Source organism: Pseudomonas sp. YeP6b (assembly GCF_025642995.1).
Taxonomy (GTDB): Bacteria; Pseudomonadota; Gammaproteobacteria; order Pseudomonadales; family Pseudomonadaceae; genus Aquipseudomonas.
This window is the reverse complement of the sequence record NZ_CP080090.1, coordinates 4,500,151-4,517,201: the sequence shown is the minus strand read 5'-3', so window position 1 is coordinate 4,517,201 and position 17,051 is coordinate 4,500,151. Positions and strand designations below refer to the sequence as shown.

At 62.1% G+C, this 17,051-nt stretch carries 16 protein-coding genes and 1 pseudogene; 14 read left to right on the top strand and 3 right to left on the bottom strand.

Translation table 11 applies throughout. The features are described 5' to 3' along the window. Positions 1–4 precede the first annotated feature (4 nt). The 14 genes and pseudogenes from KZH41_RS20210 (at position 5) to KZH41_RS20145 (ending at position 14,176) form a co-directional block, all read left to right on the top strand. Positions 5–430, top strand: coding sequence for a prepilin-type N-terminal cleavage/methylation domain-containing protein (locus KZH41_RS20210; RefSeq protein ID WP_242156085.1), 426 nt, complete (start codon positions 5–7; stop codon positions 428–430). Then, a complete protein-coding gene (locus KZH41_RS20205) occupies positions 427–759 on the top strand; it encodes a prepilin-type N-terminal cleavage/methylation domain-containing protein (RefSeq protein ID WP_263273579.1) in 333 nt (110 codons plus the stop codon). Before KZH41_RS20210 ends, KZH41_RS20205 begins: the two co-directional genes overlap by 4 nt. Beyond that, a complete protein-coding gene (locus KZH41_RS20200; protein ID WP_242151015.1) occupies positions 756–1,364 on the top strand; it encodes a prepilin-type N-terminal cleavage/methylation domain-containing protein in 609 nt (202 codons plus the stop codon). Before KZH41_RS20205 ends, KZH41_RS20200 begins: the two co-directional genes overlap by 4 nt. Beyond that, positions 1,361–2,062 (top strand): general secretion pathway protein GspK, encoded by a 702-nt coding sequence (locus KZH41_RS20195; RefSeq protein ID WP_242151013.1) that lies wholly within the window; start codon positions 1,361–1,363, stop codon positions 2,060–2,062. Before KZH41_RS20200 ends, KZH41_RS20195 begins: the two co-directional genes overlap by 4 nt. Beyond that, positions 2,059–3,051, top strand: a pseudogene (locus tag KZH41_RS20190) (type II secretion system protein GspL). The gene KZH41_RS20195 and the pseudogene KZH41_RS20190 overlap by 4 nt, the downstream one beginning before the upstream one ends. After that, positions 3,026–3,625 carry a type II secretion system protein GspM gene (gene gspM, locus KZH41_RS20185; RefSeq protein ID WP_242151007.1) on the top strand — a complete coding sequence of 200 codons (600 nt, stop codon included), beginning with the start codon at positions 3,026–3,028 and terminating at the stop codon, positions 3,623–3,625. The pseudogene KZH41_RS20190 and the gene gspM overlap by 26 nt, the downstream one beginning before the upstream one ends. Then, positions 3,622–4,140, top strand: a complete 519-nt coding sequence (locus tag KZH41_RS20180) for a general secretion pathway protein GspN (protein WP_242151004.1) — start codon at positions 3,622–3,624, stop codon at positions 4,138–4,140. The genes gspM and KZH41_RS20180 overlap by 4 nt, the downstream gene beginning before the upstream one ends. A gap of 5 nt (positions 4,141–4,145) precedes the next feature. After that, a complete protein-coding gene (gspD, locus tag KZH41_RS20175; RefSeq protein WP_263273578.1) occupies positions 4,146–6,269 on the top strand; it encodes a type II secretion system secretin GspD in 2,124 nt (707 codons plus the stop codon). Between the two features lie 759 nt (positions 6,270–7,028). Next, positions 7,029–9,422: a TonB-dependent receptor plug domain-containing protein gene (locus KZH41_RS20170; RefSeq protein ID WP_242150999.1), complete on the top strand. Its 2,394-nt coding sequence runs from the start codon at positions 7,029–7,031 to the stop codon at positions 9,420–9,422. 25 nt (positions 9,423–9,447) lie between these two features. Beyond that, positions 9,448–10,413: an amino acid ABC transporter permease gene (locus tag KZH41_RS20165; RefSeq protein ID WP_242150997.1), complete on the top strand. Its 966-nt coding sequence runs from the start codon at positions 9,448–9,450 to the stop codon at positions 10,411–10,413. Then, complete coding sequence (locus KZH41_RS20160; protein ID WP_242150994.1) at positions 10,406–11,179, top strand: amino acid ABC transporter ATP-binding protein; 774 nt, start codon at positions 10,406–10,408, stop codon at positions 11,177–11,179. Before KZH41_RS20165 ends, KZH41_RS20160 begins: the two co-directional genes overlap by 8 nt. A gap of 17 nt (positions 11,180–11,196) precedes the next feature. Beyond that, positions 11,197–12,120: an ABC transporter substrate-binding protein gene (locus KZH41_RS20155; RefSeq protein WP_242150991.1), complete on the top strand. Its 924-nt coding sequence runs from the start codon at positions 11,197–11,199 to the stop codon at positions 12,118–12,120. An 11-nt stretch (positions 12,121–12,131) separates the two neighbouring features. Then, the gene (locus tag KZH41_RS20150; protein WP_263273577.1) at positions 12,132–13,715 is read left to right on the top strand and encodes a flavin monoamine oxidase family protein; all 1,584 of its coding nucleotides are present in this window, start codon (positions 12,132–12,134) and stop codon (positions 13,713–13,715) included. A gap of 26 nt (positions 13,716–13,741) precedes the next feature. Further along, positions 13,742–14,176, top strand: a complete 435-nt coding sequence (locus KZH41_RS20145) for a RidA family protein (RefSeq protein WP_263273576.1) — start codon at positions 13,742–13,744, stop codon at positions 14,174–14,176. A 109-nt stretch (positions 14,177–14,285) separates the two neighbouring features. On the opposite strand, the gene KZH41_RS20140 is transcribed toward KZH41_RS20145, so the two are convergent. The 3 genes from KZH41_RS20140 to KZH41_RS20130 form a co-directional block, all read right to left on the bottom strand. After that, positions 14,286–15,425, bottom strand: a complete 1,140-nt coding sequence (locus KZH41_RS20140; protein ID WP_242150983.1) for a hypothetical protein — start codon at positions 15,423–15,425, stop codon at positions 14,286–14,288. A 137-nt stretch (positions 15,426–15,562) separates the two neighbouring features. After that, positions 15,563–16,069, bottom strand: a complete 507-nt coding sequence (locus KZH41_RS20135; RefSeq protein ID WP_242150980.1) for a hypothetical protein — start codon at positions 16,067–16,069, stop codon at positions 15,563–15,565. After that, entirely contained in the window at positions 16,066–16,980 is a 915-nt protein-coding gene (locus KZH41_RS20130) for an NAD synthetase (RefSeq protein WP_263273575.1), read from the bottom strand. Before KZH41_RS20130 ends, KZH41_RS20135 begins: the two co-directional genes overlap by 4 nt. Positions 16,981–17,051 lie beyond the last annotated feature (71 nt).

Here is a 17,051-nt window from a genome sequence, read left to right as displayed (position 1 = left end):
CGCCATGACCCAGCGCGGCTTTACCCTGCTGGAGATGCTGGTGGTGATCCTGTTGATCGGCCTCGCCGCCGGGTTGTTGGGGCTGGGTGTGCGCCAGGGTTTGCAGGTGGCCAAAGAGCGCCGCGCGGTCGGGCAGATGGTCGACGCGCTGCGCACCACGCGGGCCTTGGCGGTGGTCAGCGGCGCGGCGGCGCGCACCGAGTTTGATCTGCAACAGATGACGTTCCAGGCGCCGGGCCGCGCGCTGCAACGCTGGCCGTCTGAGCTGAGCATGACCTTGCACAGCGCCGAACAGGCCGGCTCCGCCTTCGAGTTTTACCCCGACGGCAGTTCCACCGGCGGCCATCTGCTGTTAGCCAATGGCACTCGGCGTTGGCGCATTGACGTTGGTTGGCTGACCGGCAGCGTGCAGTCCAAGGCGCTGCCATGAAATACCAAACGGGCTTCACCTTGCTTGAAATGCTCGCCGCGCTGACGCTGATGGCGGTGGGCAGCACGGTGTTGCTGGTGGCTTTCGGCCAAAGCGCACGTTCGCTGGCGCAAGTCGCCCATAGCGACCGCCTCACCCACGCGGCGCTGACTGTGCTCGATCAGGAGGCGGCGGGGCCGCTCGCCGAGGGTGTCAGCCAGGGCAATCTGGATGGCATCCACTGGCAACTGACCTGCACCCGCCAACAGCCCCGTGTATTTCGCCTCGACCTGATTGTCAGCGAAGGGCCGCACCACGCTCGTTTCAGTACCTTGAAGGCCCGCCTGTGAAGCGCCGCGAGCAGGGCTTCACCTTGCTGGAAATCCTCGTGGTATTGAGCTTGCTGTCGGTGTTGCTGATGCTGGTGGGCGGCGCGTTGCTGGGCGCCAATCGCGCGGTGGCCAAGGCCCAGCGCTACACCACCAGCCTGGATGAGATGCGCGCCGCCCAGCAGTTTTTGCGCACGGCGATCAGCGAGGCGCTGCCGTTGGATGTCACCGAGGACGACAGCCAAACGGACGGTTTTTTTCTTGGTACACCCGAGCGCTTGCAGTTCGTGGCGACCTTGCCGGGTGTGCTCGGTGGCGGGATTCAGCGGTTCACCTTGCAACAGCGCGAGCAGCAATTGCAGGTGGCGTTTTCTCAGCTGGAATCCCACACCAACATCGCCCGCAGTGAGCCGCAAGTGCTGCTGAAAAACGTCGCGGGTTTACAGTTCAGTTATCGCGGCGTATCGCCGCTGGGCCAAGCCACAGGATGGATTAGTGAATGGCCATGGCCCAGGCGATTGCCAGCAGCGGTGCGCATCGCCGCCAGCCTCGACGGCCCGCTGCCGTGGGTCACCCAGGTGATTGCCCTGCGCCTGAACCTTTCCAGCGGAGCGCTCGAAGAATGAAGCGCCAACGCGGCGCGGCGCTGTTGCTGGTGCTGTGGGCGCTGGCCTTGCTCAGTGTGTTGCTTGGCGGCCTGGCCGGTTGGGTGCAGCTGGAAAGCCGCCAGGCCCTGTGGCTGCGCCAGCACACCCAGACCCTGCTGGCTGCCGAGGCCGGTATCGCCCTGGCCATGGCGGATCGGCACTGGATCGCCGACGGCCGTGACATCCCGCTGACCTTCGACGACGCCCAGTTGCACGTCAGCCTGCGCAGCGAGCGCGGCAAGCTGTACCTGATCAACGCCGAGGCGGATGACTTCATGCGCCTGGCCCTGGCCTGCGGCGCTACCCAGGCCCAGGCCGGCCAACTGCTCAAGGCCCTCGAGGCGCGCCGCAAGCAGGGCTTGCCGCCGTTTCGGGTGCTTGAAGAAGTGCGCCAACTGCCCGGCATGACGCAAACGCTGTACAGCCAATTGCTGCCGGAAATCACCTTGTGGAGTGACCTGGATCGCCCCGATCCGGCCTTCGCCAGCCCGCTGATGCGCAAGGCGCTGAACCTGCCGCACCAGAACGCTGAAGGCGCTGACCCAGGTGTTGTGCTGATGGTCGACAGCCGCGCACAGCGCCCCGGCGGCTATCAGGCACGCCTGCAAATCACCGTTTTATTGAGCCCCTCGGAGGACAGCGCGCAACCCTACCGGGTGCTGCGTTGGCAAGAATGAATCGACTGGAACCCATCGCCCGGCACTGGCGCGGCAGCCAGCTGCAACAAGGCTGGCGCCTGTGGCTCGCGGAACTGCGCGCCTGTGTGCCGAATTGGCTGGCGCTGCACGAGCCGCCAGAGCAGATCTACCACTGACCCTTGAGCGAACCTGCCGTACCCGGCAGCACGCGCCAGGTGCTGATGCTCGCGCCCGACGCCGTGCTGTTGCAAACCGTGCAACTGCCGCTGGCCGCTGCGCGCAACCTGACCGCCGTGGTCGGTTACGAGCTGGATCGCTACACCCCCTTCGAGGCTGACCAGCTGTACTTCGTCGCGCGCCAGGAGCAACGCACCGCCACGCATCTGCAGGTCACGCTGGTGGCGATCCTGCGCGAACAACTGGACCAGATCCTCAGCGACTGCGCCGCCCTCGGCGTGCACCCTCATCGGGTGGATGTGAACCACCTGGGCATCGACTTGCTCCCGGCGCCGCTGCGCCCGCGCCAACGGCCCACCGGCAAAGGCCTGCAACGCAGCCTGCCGTGGCTGTGCGGTGCCTTGTTGATCGCGGCGATGCTGCTGTGGCTCAACGACCGCCAGCGCGTGCTCGACGCCATGCACGCCAGCGTACAGCAGCAAAAAGCCCAGGTCGCCGAGGTGCACGCCTTGCGCCAACAACTGCTCAACACCCGCGGCGCGGCGCAATACCTGACCCGGCGCAAACTGGCGCAGCCGCCCTTGGCCGCGTTGCTCAATGACCTCACCACCTGCCTGCCCGCCGACACCTGGCTCGACCAGTTGGACGTCAAGGACGGCGAGATTTCCTTCTCCGGGCAAAGTGCCAAGGCCAGCGCGCTGATCACCCGCATCAAGGGCTGCCACAGCCTGGAAAACGCCCAGTTCGAAGGGGTGATTCAACCCGACGCGCGCACCGGCAAAGACCAGTTCGCCTTGCGTGCCCACCTACGCCAGGAGGCCGCCGATGCGCCGACCCCTCACACCCCGTGAACGTCGCGGCGCGGCCTTACTGTTGCTGGCCGTGGTCGTTGGCGCGGCCTACTGGCTGTTGATCGACAGCTGGTTCGCCGGGCCCCTGCGTGACATGGGCGAACAGGCCGAGCAATTGCGCGAGCAGCAGCAACGCTACGCCGGCGTGGTTCGCCAAGGCGATGCGCTGCGCCAGCAACTGCAACAGGCCCGCCAGGACCCGGCCAGTAGCACCAGCTTGTTGCCGGGGGATGACCCCGACGTGGTGGCCGCCGACCTGATGCAGCGCCTCGCCGACCTGATCAACAGCCACGCCACGCTCGGTGGCGGCTGCAGCCTGACCCAACGTAAGCCGATCACCCCGGAGCAGGATGAAGGCGAGCCGTATCGCCAGGTCAAGGTCAGCCTCACGCTCAACTGCGCGATTGAGCCGCTGGAAGCGGTGCTGCATGAGCTGGAGTACCAGCCGCCGTTTCTGTTTGTGGACGAACTGCGCATCCGCCGTGGCCAGCAGGCGCCGGCCTCGGGTGGTGCGGGAAAACTGCTGGTGCACCTGCTGGTGCGCGGCTATCTGCAACCGCAGGTGGCGCGATGATCGGCGCGTTGCGCCCCTTGGAATGGGGCCTGCTCGGCCTGGCCGGGTTACTCGGCGTGTTGATGGCGGTCATCCTCAGCAGCATCGGTGATGAACCGCAGTGGCTGCCCGAACCGGCCGCCCGCGCGCATCCTTCGGCCAGTGTGCAAGTGGCGCCGAACGTGGCGCTGGATAGCCTCGCCGCCACCTGGCAGGCGCCGCTGTTCAGCCCTGATCGCAGCCCCGATAGCGTGGTCGGCAAGGCGCGGGTTTCGAGCCTGGCCAACCTGACCCTCAGCGGCATCATGATCACCGACAACCTGCAAATGGCGATGCTCAAACAGGCCGATGGCCGCCCGCTGACGGTGCGCCTGGGCCAGACGCTGCCCAACGGCTGGCGCCTGGAACACCTGACGCCGCAATACGCCCGTTTTGCCCTGGATGGCCGCACACACACCTTGAACCTCTACGCCAAGCGCCTGCCACCGCCGTCCACCCGGCCCCCGATTACTCTTCCCCGCGAGCCCTTCCCTTGATCGACATGCGCACCTCAACATTTTGCCTGGCCACCGCCCTTGCACTGGGCGGCTGTGGCGCCTTGCCCGACCGCCTCGACCCGGACGAAGATCTGCTGCGCGAAGCCATGCAGGGCACCGGTTCGCAACGCCCGCCGAGTGAGGCACCTGCGCCCGAAAGCCCCCAGCCTGCGGTCAAGTCAGCGCCGCAGCGCCAGGTGATCCGTGGCAACCAGCAGTTCGTGCGCCCGCCCGGCGCAACACCGAGCGCGAAGGAGCAGGGCGGCGACATCGTGTTCAACTTCGCCGACCAGCCAATCGAAGCGGTGATCAACAGCGTGATGGGCGACCTGCTGCACGAGAACTACAGCATCGCCCAGGGCGTGAAAGGCAACGTCAGCTTTTCCACCTCCAAACCGGTGGATAAGCAGCAGGCGCTGTCGATTCTGGAAACCCTGTTGTCCTGGACCGACAACGCGATGATCCGCCAGGGCCAGCGCTATGTGATCCTGCCCGCCGACCAGGCTGTGGCGGGCAAGCTGGTGCCGCAGATGCATGTGGCTGCGCCGTCCAGCGGCCTCTCTGCGCGCTTGTTCCCACTGCGGTATATCTCCGCCACCGAAATGCAAAAACTGCTCAAGCCGTTCGCCCGCGAGAATGCCTTTTTGCTGGTGGACCCGGCGCGCAATCTCCTCAGCTTGGCTGGCACCCCAGAGGAGCTGGCCAACTATCAGGAGACCATCGACACCTTTGATGTGGACTGGCTCAAGGGCATGTCCGTGGGGGTGTTCGGCCTGCAACGCGCGTCGGTGGCCGAGTTGATGCCCGAGCTGCAAGCCATGTTTGGCCCGGACAGCGGCATGCCGTTGGCGGGGATGTTGCGCTTTCTGCCCATCGAACGGACCAACTCGGTGGTGGCGATTTCTTCGCAGCCGCAGTACCTCAGCGAGGTGGGTGACTGGATCCGCACCATCGACGAAGGCGGCGGTAATGAACCGCAGATGTATGTGTACGACGTACGCAACATGAAGGCCTCGGACCTGGCCAAGTACCTGCGGCAGATCTACGGCAATGACGCGATCAAGGACGACACCCCGGCCAAGGTTGCGCCGGGGTTGCGCACCACCACCTTGTCATCGCTCAACAGTAACGCTGCTGGTATGCAGAACACGCCGGCGCCTGCCGAAGAACCTGAGCAAACGCCTGAAGTCGCCGAGCCTGCGCCGGATAAAAGCCTTGAGGCCGGTACGCGTATTACTGCGCAGAAAAGCAGTAACCAACTGCTGGTGCGCACGCGTGCGGCGCAATGGAAAGAGATCGAGGCGGCGATCAAACGTCTCGATAATCCGCCCCTTCAGGTGCAGATCGAGACGCGCATTCTTGAGGTCAAGTTGACCGGGGAGCTGGACCTTGGGGTGCAGTGGTATTTGGGGCGGCTGGCGGGGAATTCCTCGAGTAAGACGGTGGCGAATGCGTCCGGCAGCCAAGGCGCGTTGGGCGGTGGCGGGGCGGGGTTGGGGGCGTCGGATTCGTTGTTCTATTCGTTTGTCAGTGCCAATTTGCAGGTGGCGTTGCATGCGTTGGAGACTAATGGGCGTACGCAGGTGCTGTCGGCGCCGTCGTTGGTGGTGATGAATAACCAGCCGGCGCAGATTCAGGTGGGGGATAACATTCCCATCAGCCAGACCACGGTGAATACCGGCAACGCCGATTCCACGTTGAGCAGTGTTGAGTATGTGCAGACTGGGGTGATTCTGGATGTGGTGCCGCGCATCAATCCGGGGGGGTTGGTGTATATGGATATTCAGCAGCAGGTCAGTGATGCTGAGAGTCAGAGTGGTACGAGTGATACGCCGGTGAATCCGCGTATTTCGACGCGGTCGGTGTCGACGCAGGTGGCGGTGCAGAGTGGGCAGACGGTGTTGTTGGGGGGGTTGATCAAGCAGGACAACGCTGAAAGTGTCAGCGCCGTGCCGTATTTGGGCAAGATTCCTGGGTTGCGGTGGTTGTTTGGTAATACCAGCAAGTCCAAGGATCGGACGGAGTTGATTGTGTTGATTACGCCCAGGGTGATTACCAGCAGCAGCCAGGCGCGGCAGGTGACGGATGATTATCGGCAGCAGATGCAGCTGCTGCGGCCGGCAAAATGAAGTGAAGGAACGCGGTAGAAAATGTGGGCGCTGGCTTGCCTGCGATGGCGGTAGCTCGAGTACATATCCGTTGCTGCGGTAACGGCGGCCTATGGTTCCGCTCTTGCAGCCAGCCCTTTCAAGGTCTTTGATAAAATGCCCCAAAACTCCAGTCAAGGTGACGAAAGCGATGTGGGCAGAAGTTCTAGCGCGGTTTGAGAAAAAAGCACCGACCAGTGTCATGACTAGAGTGATATTGGAACAGGCTGTTCCTGCCGAATGGGTCGATCAGGTGTGACGATCGTTCCCACGCTCTGCGTGGGAACGCCGCCCTGGACGCTCCGCATCCTGCTTTTGGCGCACGGTTTAAGTGGTGCGCAAGGGTGACGCGCAGCGTCACAGGAGGCACCCCCACGCAGAGCGTGGGAACGATCAAGACATTATTTATTTGAATAAAAATATTAATAAATAATGAAAGTAGAGAATATTATCTTATGCCCAAATAGCATTATATTTTTAAAATCCATTCCGTTATGTTTGATCGCAACAGCCTACCCCTGACCTCGGATGGTACCCAGCGTGATTCAGATTCTGCGCGCCATAACCGGGCAATGACCCCGCGGCAGAATCGTTGGAAGGAGTTCAACGTATGTTGCCAATTCAAACCTCTCGCTTGCCCCACACCTAGTTTCCAATCGCCGACACACCCTGGAAAAAACCGAGCACCGCGCACGATCGCGCGACTGCCCGACTTCGCGATCTGGAAAGTATGGAGTGGCCATGAAACACGTTTTACACCCCACCACCGCACTGGCGCTGGCCCTGCTGGCAAGCACGGCCCAGGCTCAGGACGACAGCACCCTGTCCACCGTGGTGGTCACCGGCAACCGGGGCGCCGAGCAGCGCACCGTCACCAGCAGCCCGGTGCCAATCGATGTGGTCAGCGCCAAGCAACTGCAAAGCACCGGCAAGCCCGGTTTGATGGAAGCCCTGAGCGCGGTGATCCCGTCGCTGACCCTGCCGGAAAAAACCGGTTGGGACGCCAGCGGCATTGCCCGTGCTCCCAACCTGCGTGGCCTGAGTGCCGCCGAAGTGCTGGTGCTGGTCAACGGCAAGCGCCGCCACACCAGCGCCACCTTGAACATCAACGGCATCAACACCGGCGCGGCCCCCGCTGACCTCGACTTGATCCCGATCAGCGCCATCGACCATGTAGAAGTACTGCGCGACGGCGCCGCCGCTCAATACGGCTCGGATGCCATCGCTGGGGTGATTAACGTGATCCTCAAGGCCGACACCAGCGGCACCTCGGTGACCAACGTCGGCCAAGGCTACGACGGCAAGAAGCAGACCGTGCAGCAAAGTCTCAACAAGGGTTTTGAAATCGGCAACGGCGGCATTGTGCAGTTGGCCCTGGATGCGCGCAGCCAGAACGACGACAACAAGGCCAGCGCCAACGGCTACACCTATGAACAAGCCTACGGCCTGGCAGGCAAATCCACCTATGGCGGCTACGGCACGCCCAAGACCAACCTGCTGACCCTGGGCTACAACGCCGAGCTGCCGATTGATGACAGCTTGAGCCTGTATTCCTTCACCACCTACTCGCGGCGCAAGGCCGAGCAGGGGCAGAATTTCCGCTTGCCGACCATCACCAACACCATCACCACCGGGCCGAATGGCTACCCGGCCGGGTACACGCCGACCTGGTACATCGACGAGGACGATTTCCAGGCCGCGTTCGGCGGCAAAGGCACCGTCGGCGCGTGGGACTGGGACCTGTCCACCACCTACGGGCGCAACGAAGCGGAGCAGGGCACCACCCACAACCAGAACCCGTCGCTGGGCGAGTACACGCCGAACAGCTTCACCTCCGGCACCTGGATTTCCACCGAACTGACCACCAACCTCGACTTCAAGCGCGGCTTCGATGTCGGCCTGCAGAAGCCGCTGGACCTGTCCTACGGCTTCGAGCATCGGCGCGACACTTATGAGGTGCAGGCCGGTGACTACGCGTCCTATGCCAACGGCGGCTACTGCGTGGCGCCGGGCAATTGCGCGTCGTCCGGGGCCCAGGTCACCAACGGCATTTCACCCGATGAAGAAAGCAGCGCCTCGCGCAACAGCCTCGCCAGCTATGTCGATGTAGGCTTCAACCCCTTGCCGGACTGGTACGTCGGCACCGCGTTTCGCTATGAGCATTACAACGAAGGCGTCGGCGCGACCCGCAGCGGTAAGCTGACCACGCGCTACGATTTCACTCCGCAGTTCGCCGTGCGCGCCACGGTCAGTAATGGCTTCCGTGCGCCGTCCCTGGCCAACAGCCTGTTCAGCGCGCGCTCGACGACCTATGGCGTGGTTGACGGCGTGTATCAGTCGATCAACTACGGCGTGCTGCCAGTGGGTTCGGCGGCGGCCAAAGCCCTTGGCGCACAAGAGTTGAAACCCGAGCGCTCGACCAACTTCAGCCTCGGTTTCACCCTGACGCCCACCGACCGTTTGAACTTCACCGCCGACGCCTACGTGATCAACCTGCGTGACCGCATCACCCTGACCGGCACCTTGCTCGGCCCGCAAGTCACCCAGGTCCTGCAGAGCAACGGTATCAACTCCACCTCTGGCGGCCAGTACTTCATCAACGGCGCCGACACCCGCACCAAAGGCGTGGACCTGGTCAGCAACTACAACCAGGACATCGGCCAGTACGGCGCGTTGAAATGGACGGCAGCGTTCAACTGGAACCAGACCAAGATCCTCAACTACAAGGCATCCACCGACATCCTCGGTACGTCCTACGATTTGATGGACCGTCAGGCCCGGGGCCTGATCACCGATGTGCAGCCCAAGACCAAGCTGATCCTGGGCGGCGACTGGAGCATCGACCGCTTCAACCTCAACCTGGCCTTGACCCGCTACGGCTCGTACAAAGAGGTCAACGTCTCCGCCGACCGTAGCCTGGACCGCGTCTACAGCGCCAAGTGGATCACCGACCTCGACCTTGGCTACAACCTCACCAAAGACCTGAACATCGCCGTCGGCGCCAAGAACCTGTTCGACGTTTACCCCAAGAAACAAGGCGTGCCGAGCCGCACCATGCTCGCCAGCTACGGCACGTATTCGCCCTACGGTTTTACCGGCGGGTACTACTACACCCGTCTGACTTACGCCTTCTAAGGCCGCTACCCGCGAGGAATAGAACATGCCCATTGTCGCCAAAACCTATGACCTGATCGAAGATGTCAGCCCGGTTCCCCAGCGCCGCGTCGCAACGCCCATCAAGGCTCTGCACGTGGTGCCGGCCCGACACCCGTGGCGCTGGGCCGGGTCGATTTTCGCCGCGCTGGTGCTGCTCGCCATCGTGCATTCGCTGGCCACCAACCCGCGTTGGGAGTGGGGCGTATTCGGCCAGTGGTTCTTCTCGCCGTCGGTGCTGCGGGGCCTGGGCCAGACGCTGTTGCTGACGCTGCTCAGCACGGTGTTCAGCATCATCCTCGGTACCGCGCTGGCCCTGGCGCGGTTGTCGGGCTCGCCGCTGCTGGCGGCGTTGGCCTGGGGTTACATCTGGTTTTTCCGCTCGATGCCGGCGCTGCTGGTGCTGATCATCCTCTACAACTTTGCCTACCTGTATGACCACATCGTGCTCGGCGTGCCGTTCACCAGCGTGGTGTTCGCCGAATGGTCGACGGTGGATGTGCTCAGCCAATTCACCGTGGCGGTGTTGGGCCTGAGCCTGATGCAAGCGGCCTACGCGGCGGAGATTATTCGCGGCGGCCTGATCGGTGTGGATGCCGGCCAGCATGAAGCGGCGTCGGCCTTGGGTTTGCCGGCCTCGCGACGCATCTTCCGGATCATCCTGCCCCAGGCGCTGCGCTCGATTTTGCCCTCGGGTTTCAACGAAATCATCGGTCTGGTCAAGGGCACGTCCATCGTCTACGTGCTGGCCTTGCCGGAGCTGTTCTACACCGTGCAGGTCATCTACAACCGCACCCAGGCGGTGATCCCGCTGCTGATTGTGGCGACCGTGTGGTACCTGATCATCACCACCGTGCTGACCAGCGCCCAGTACTACGTCGAGCGTCATTTCGCCCGTGGCACCGCGCGCGTGCTGCCGCCGACGCCGCTGCAACGTATCCGCCGCTGGCTCAAGGAGAAAACCCATGAGTGACGCACGCGCCGGGCGCATCCAGATCCAGGGCGTGGGCAAGCGCTTTGGCAACCAGCAGGTGCTCAACGACATCGACCTGACCATCGACCCGGGCAAGGTCACGGTGATTCTCGGGCCCTCCGGTTCGGGCAAATCCACCTTGCTGCGCACCATCAACCACCTGGAGAAGATCGACAGCGGGCACATCACCATCGACGGTGAATACGTCGGCTACCGGCGCAAGGGTGACCTGCTCTACGAATTGAAAGAACGCGAGATCCTCAAACGGCGCATCGACGTGGGCTTCGTGTTCCAGAACTTCAACCTGTTCCCGCACCTCACCGCCTGGGAAAACATCGCCGAGGCGCCATTGGCCCACAAGCGCTGGAGCAAGGCCGAGGCGCAGGCCAAGGCGTCCGAGCTGCTGGCCAAGGTCGGCCTGGCGGACAAGGTCGATGCCTACCCGCGCCAGCTTTCCGGTGGCCAGCAACAGCGCGTGGCCATTGCCCGCGCCCTGGCGCTGGACCCCAAGGTGCTGCTGTTTGATGAGCCCACCTCAGCCCTCGACCCCGAATTGGTGGGCGAGGTGCTCGACGTGATCAAGGGCCTGACCCAACTGGGCGTGACCCTGGTGATCGTCACCCACGAGATCGGTTTCGCCCGGGAGGTGGCCGACCACGTGGTGTTTCTCTGCGACGGCCAACTGATCGAAGAAGGCCCGCCCGAACAGATTTTCCGCCAACCCCGACATCCCCGCACCGTGGCCTTTCTCGGCAAGGTGCTTTAGTTCAAGGAGAGACCGCCATGTTCATCAATACCGCCCGTGTGGCCCTGCTGGCGCTTGCTGTCAGCACTGCGCAAAGCGCATTCGCCGTGCAACAGGTCGACCTCAGCCCCGACCGTGTGCGCATTCATGTACCGCGCAACGAAGCGGCCATCGCGCAGATCCCGCCGGGCTTCAAGTTCGCCCAGCCGGGCAAGTTCACCGTGGCCGTGTCCGGCGTGGCCGGGCCACCGTTGGCGCTGCTGGCCAATGACGACAAGACCACCATCGGCAGCGAGGCCGACACCGCGCAGTTGGTCGCCGACAGCCTTGGCCTTCAACTTAACGTGGTGCAGACCAGTTGGGAGGATTGGCCGCTGGGCGTCAGCTCAGGCAAGTACGACGCGGTGATCAGCAACGTCACCGTGACCGAAGCACGCAAGAAACGCTTTGACTTCGCCACCTACCGCCAGGACGTGCTCGGGTTTTATGTGAAGAGCACCAGCAAAGTCACCGAGATCAAACAGGCTTCGGACATTGCCGGGCTAAAGATCATCGTCGGCTCCGGCACCAACCAGGAAAAGGTCCTGCTGGCGTGGAACGAGGCGAATGAAAAGGCCGGCATCAAACCGGCGCTGTTGCAGTACTTCGACGACCAGGCCGCCGCGCAACTGGCGGTGCAATCGGGGCGCAGCGATGCGCTGTTCGGGCCCAACTCGGTGTACGCCTACTCGGCGGCGATCACCGGTGGCATCAAGCGCGTCGGCACGGTCAATGGTGGTTGGCCGTTGAAGGCCGATATCGCGGTGACCACGCGCAAAGACAATGGCTTGGTCCAGCCGATCCACACCGCCCTGGAAGGCGCGATTGCCGGTGGCCAATACGAACAGGTGCTGCAACGTTGGGGCCTTGATATTGAGCGCGTCGACAAGTCGCTGATCAACCCACCGGGCCTGCCGGACTAGGAGTGGCGAACATGGGACTGACACGACGTGAAGCGCTGTCGAGCATTGCCGCTGTGGGCGGTGAGCAGGCAGTCAAGGATGCGCTGGCGGTATTGGGTTTGGGGCCGTCGTCGCATCGGCGCCCGCAACCGCTGAAACTTAAGGCCGGCCTGGGGCAGGGCACTCGTGTGCTGGTGTTAGGCGCGGGGATTGCCGGGCTGGTCACTGCGCTGGAACTGACCCGCGCTGGTTTTGATGTGCAAGTGCTGGAAGCAAGGGATCGGGCTGGCGGGCGCACCTGGACCCTGCGCAATGGCGACCGTGTGGACTACAAGGACGGCCGCACGCAAACCGTGGCCTTCGATCCGGGCCTGTATTTCAACGCTGGGCCTGCACGTATTCCCAGCCAGCACCGCACGATCCTCGACTACTGCAGCGAACTGGGCGTGCCGCTGGAAGTGCTGGTCAACAGCAGCCATGGCGCCCAGGTGCGCCCGGACCTGCAACAGCCGGCATTCACCGTCGGCCAGGCGATCAACGATGCGCGTGGACACCTCTCCGGCTTGTTGGCCAAGGCGGTGCAGCGCGACGCACTCGATGACGTATTGAGCGGCGAGGAACGCACGCGCTTGCTGGCTTTCTTGCAGGTCTATGGCGACCTGTCGCAAGAGCTGGCCTATGAAGGCAGCTTGCGCGCCGGTCACCTGGAATCGCCCGCGCACCCCGGTGCATTGCCCGCCAGCCGCAGCCCATTGGCGCTGGATCGCTTGCTGCATCCCGAGCTGTGGGGCGCATTGCTGCACACTGAGTTCCCTGAGTTCTCAGCGACCATGTTCCAACCGGTCGGCGGCATGGACCGCATCACCGACGCCTTCTACCAACGCGTCAACGAACACGTGCAACTGGGTGCCCAGGTGCGCCAAATCCGTCAGTCGGACGACGGCGTGGCGGTGACTTACCACGACACGCACAGCGGTAGCGAACAGGTGGTGCGCGCCGATTATCTGGTCTCGACATTGCCGCTGCCGCTGCTGGCTAAACTCGACACCGACTTCAGCGACCCGATCAAGGCTGCGTTGCTCAGCACCCGCAGCGATCAGGCCACCAAAGTGGCATGGCAATCGCCGCGCTTCTGGGAAACCGACTACCGCACCTACGGCGGTCTGTCATGGATCGAGCACCCGGCGCGATTGCTCTGGTATCCAAGTAACGACCTCAACACCCGCGAAGGCTTGCTGGTGGCCGGTTACGTAACGGGTGAGGGCGCCGACGTGTTTGGCGCGCAAGCGTTCGAGCAGCAGTACGCCACCTCCAAGGAGGCCGTGGAGCTGTTGCATCCGGGTTATTCCAAACACCTGCGCAACCCGCTGGCGGTGTCTTGGGAACAGATTCCCTACAGCGAAGGCCCGTGGCTGCAACGCGAACACTTCCCGGCTGACGCCAGCAGCCTGTTGGAACAAGCCCATGGCCGCGTGTACTTCGCCGGTGACGGCCTGGTGCAAAGTGGCGTGGGCATCTGGCAGGAATCGGCGGCCAACTCGGCGCGGCATGTGGTTGCGCAATTGGCTGAACGGGTGACTCAACAACGAGATATTGCGGCACTTGCCGCGTCATAAATAGCCGCCTTTAAGGGAGCAACACCATGAGCGACAGCATTCAGCGTACCAGCGTCGGCGATTTTCCAATCTCGCAAACCGTCACCGTGCCGGCCTCTGCCAGCCTGATTTTCGTTAGCGGCACCTTGCCCGATCTGGCCGACGCGCAGGCCCCGGCAGGCACGCCTGCGGCGTATGGTGATACCGAAGTGCAAACGGTGTCGGTGTTCAACAAACTGCGCAAGATCCTTCAACAGCAAGACCTGGACCTGGGCGATATCGTGCAGTTGCGGGTGTTTTTGGTCGGCGCCGAAGAGACCGCCGGCAAGCTGGATTTCGCCGGGTTGCAGCGCGGTTATACGCAGTTCTTCGGCACGTCTGAGCAGCCGAACAAACCGGCGCGCACCGCGTTGCAAGTGGTGGCGTTGCCGTTGCCGGGGGCGTTGGTGGAAGTCGAAGCGATCGCGGCCCGTACGGCGTAATTTTTTGCAGTGAGCAGGTTTATTGTGGCGAGCGGCCCCGCTCGCCACAACAAGTCCGGCAGACACAACAAGCCCGCTTGCTACAGGAGCATCATTCGTTGGCAGGTGCCTAGGCACCCTTGCCGGGCACTTGCCAGATCTGCTCGCGCACCGATTCGCCGAGCCACACCATGCCATGCATGAAGGTATCGCGCTCCTGTGGCGTGGTGAGGGGGAAACAGGCGTAGTGCGTGTGCGCCATGACCCTGAGTTCTTCGGCCCACGCCCGCTTTTCTTGCTCATTGTCGAGGTTGCAGCCCTCAAGGACGTGGGCCGGCATGAAGGTGCTCAACTCCATGGGCAGCGCATCGCAGGTGCCCAGGCGTGCGTTGATCGTGGAACTGCAGATTTCTACGGTCAGCCCGCTAATGCCCTTGGCCAGGAGCTTTTTCAGTGGCTTGATCTTATTGTTGGCGGCGAAATTCGTGGATTTGAGCAGGGTGTTGTAATGCGGCTTGAAGTGGTTGATCAGGGCGGCTTCCGCCAGCGTAATCACCTCATCGCGATTCAAGCGCACACTGCGCAGCCGCTCGAAATGCTCCGACTCCTCCTGCTCGCTGGCCACAGGCTCAGCATTGAAGTCACCGCCGTTGCTGATCATTGTCCTGCCGTGCTCGAACCGGTAGAGCAAAATCGACACCTCCAGCTCCGGGCTGTTGGTCGAGGTTTCTGCGAGGATGCGTTGCAGGGTGGTGTGGTTCAACAGCCGGTCCACCGCCGTACGCGCGTGAACCTTGCCGATGCCCTGGCCGACATAGAGCACGTTCATGTCCCGATGGTTCGCTTGCAGGGCACTGGTCGCGTTTGCTACCACGATATGCGCGGCGGTGGTCATTTGCCGTGAGGTCGAGAGGATGGTCAGGTGCGTACCGTTGGGCGCGACGATCACCTGTTCGATGTCATCCTGATCGTCATGCCCGATGCGCGGGATGTCATAACGGAAGGGGATCGACTGCACGCCCTGTTCGTCCATCACGATAAAACTGCCGTGCGCTGATCGACCGAGCAGGTACAGGTCATCAGGGTTGATCAGCACCCGCCGCCTGGCGGTGATCAGGTAGATATTGCTGCCGGCAATCGTCTCTCGGAAATGGCCATCGCCCTTGGCGCGGTAGAGGTCGGCGGGCGTCAATACCGACGGCGGGCTGGAATAGAGATGGGTTGCCCCTTCGGCAGAAAACTGTCGAATGATCGAGTCCATGTTGGTCATTGTTCCGTCCTTGCGGGGCTGCGCGCAACGGCAGCGTCGCGCCGCAGTTTGTCAAAAATGCGGGGCCATGGGCACTGACTGAATGGATAGGTATTCAGTTTCTGCGCGTGGGATGTGCACATGAATGGGGCCAGGGCTTACCACCATTTCCAGCGGCCCTGGTTTTTCAGGGAGGTGATGATGGCTTCGCGTTTGTGGCGGATTTCTACCATCTTGTGGCGTAGTTCGCGGCAGCGGTTGCTGTTGAGGATCAGTAGGCCGGTCAGCGGGCCGAGGAGTGTCATGGAGTAGAGGTAGACGTTGGGGCCGTAGGCAATGGTGGGCAGTGATACCAGCAGGCATATGAGGTATATCGCGACGTTTAGCCAGGCCCACTGTATGCGCCCGTACAGCACTTGGTATTTGGCAATGGCAAATACAGCGCCAAGTCCGGCCGCGCCGAAAAAAGATGTCTTGGTCGCAAAGCCTATGGGGTACGTCGAGAGATAAGTGAGCATTGCAAGGATCGCCGCCAAGGCGATCGAGAAACACCCGAGAAGCGCATCGCCCCAGATTATCGGCATATAGCGCTTGAGTAATTGCCAAGGATCTTCAATGAACGCAGCTGAGTAATAGTGGTTTTTTTTCTCCGTCCGGTTGTTCATTGATTGATTTCCTCGTAAACACCCAAGGCCAATGTTCTGACGTTTCCGGATATTGTACTGCTGGTGAGGCTCAGCGAAGCGGCTGCTGCATCCATTATATGGGCGGCGGTTGCCTGTTGTATCTGTGTAGCACTTATACGTTTTGGCAGATTTCCAGCAGCTTTTTCAAGCTTCAGCTGTTTGAATGTTAGGCTCGGATCGCGGATTCTGAGCAACTCATCGTTCAGTTTCTTGCGTTCTTGCCGGGTGAGGCCTTTGAGTACTTGGCGAGTCGTTTTTCCGGTTACTTTTGTGGTTGTAGTGACTACTTTCACTGTGACCATTGCCGATGTGGCAACGCCTAGCAAAGCAACACCGTCCAGCACGACTGTCGCAGCCTGATACCAAGTTTCGTTATCCAAGTAGTCATTAAACTCAGGAAAGGCTGCCTCTGACCCGGTTCGTATAACACCAGAGATGCATTGAGCGGTACTCGCAACGACTGCTGCTTTCCCGATGAATGAAATCACCGAACTGGCTCCGCCAGTGAAAGGCATCAACGCAGTCCCGCTCGCAACCACCAACCAACTCAAGAGTACACCCGTACACGCCACCGTAGTATTCAGCGCCTCCTTCATCAGCTCCGACTCCCGCGGCTCATGCTCCAACATCCGCTTGAACTCCGCAGGCCCGACGTAGCGAGGCGCCTCACGCAACACCACCTTCTTCGGCACTACGCTGCACACCGCCTGAAACTCACGCAGTACCACCACGTTAAACACTTCGTCGATATACACCACGCCCGCACCAATCAGCGCCGGATCAGCGTCAATGGCGAAGAACAACTTACGTAGATCAATACTGCTTTCAATGCGCTGACGCGTAGTGCGGTGGGCCGTGGGGAATCCATCTTTCAACACAGAGGCCGTCATCCTTAACTCCTGGTTTTTGCGGAAGCCCAGAGCGTAAAGATGTGCACGCATCTATGAATGTCGGAAGGTTC

What these genes read in the sequence shown, in the direction of transcription:
- KZH41_RS20135 (WP_242150980.1), bottom strand. Translation starts at nt 16,069, where the DNA reads ATGAACAACCGGACGGAGAAAAAAAACCACTATTACTCAGCTGCGTTC.
- KZH41_RS20165 (WP_242150997.1), top strand. Translation starts at nt 9,448, where the DNA reads ATGCCCATTGTCGCCAAAACCTATGACCTGATCGAAGATGTCAGCCCG.
- KZH41_RS20205 (WP_263273579.1), top strand. Translation starts at nt 427, where the DNA reads ATGAAATACCAAACGGGCTTCACCTTGCTTGAAATGCTCGCCGCGCTG.
- KZH41_RS20170 (WP_242150999.1), top strand. Translation starts at nt 7,029, where the DNA reads ATGAAACACGTTTTACACCCCACCACCGCACTGGCGCTGGCCCTGCTG.
- KZH41_RS20160 (WP_242150994.1), top strand. Translation starts at nt 10,406, where the DNA reads ATGAGTGACGCACGCGCCGGGCGCATCCAGATCCAGGGCGTGGGCAAG.
- KZH41_RS20210 (WP_242156085.1), top strand. Translation starts at nt 5, where the DNA reads ATGACCCAGCGCGGCTTTACCCTGCTGGAGATGCTGGTGGTGATCCTG.
- KZH41_RS20180 (WP_242151004.1), top strand. Translation starts at nt 3,622, where the DNA reads ATGATCGGCGCGTTGCGCCCCTTGGAATGGGGCCTGCTCGGCCTGGCC.
- KZH41_RS20130 (WP_263273575.1), bottom strand. Translation starts at nt 16,980, where the DNA reads ATGACGGCCTCTGTGTTGAAAGATGGATTCCCCACGGCCCACCGCACT.
- KZH41_RS20150 (WP_263273577.1), top strand. Translation starts at nt 12,132, where the DNA reads ATGGGACTGACACGACGTGAAGCGCTGTCGAGCATTGCCGCTGTGGGC.
- KZH41_RS20195 (WP_242151013.1), top strand. Translation starts at nt 1,361, where the DNA reads ATGAAGCGCCAACGCGGCGCGGCGCTGTTGCTGGTGCTGTGGGCGCTG.
- gspD (WP_263273578.1), top strand. Translation starts at nt 4,146, where the DNA reads ATGCGCACCTCAACATTTTGCCTGGCCACCGCCCTTGCACTGGGCGGC.
- KZH41_RS20140 (WP_242150983.1), bottom strand. Translation starts at nt 15,425, where the DNA reads ATGACCAACATGGACTCGATCATTCGACAGTTTTCTGCCGAAGGGGCA.
- gspM (WP_242151007.1), top strand. Translation starts at nt 3,026, where the DNA reads ATGCGCCGACCCCTCACACCCCGTGAACGTCGCGGCGCGGCCTTACTG.
- KZH41_RS20155 (WP_242150991.1), top strand. Translation starts at nt 11,197, where the DNA reads ATGTTCATCAATACCGCCCGTGTGGCCCTGCTGGCGCTTGCTGTCAGC.
- KZH41_RS20145 (WP_263273576.1), top strand. Translation starts at nt 13,742, where the DNA reads ATGAGCGACAGCATTCAGCGTACCAGCGTCGGCGATTTTCCAATCTCG.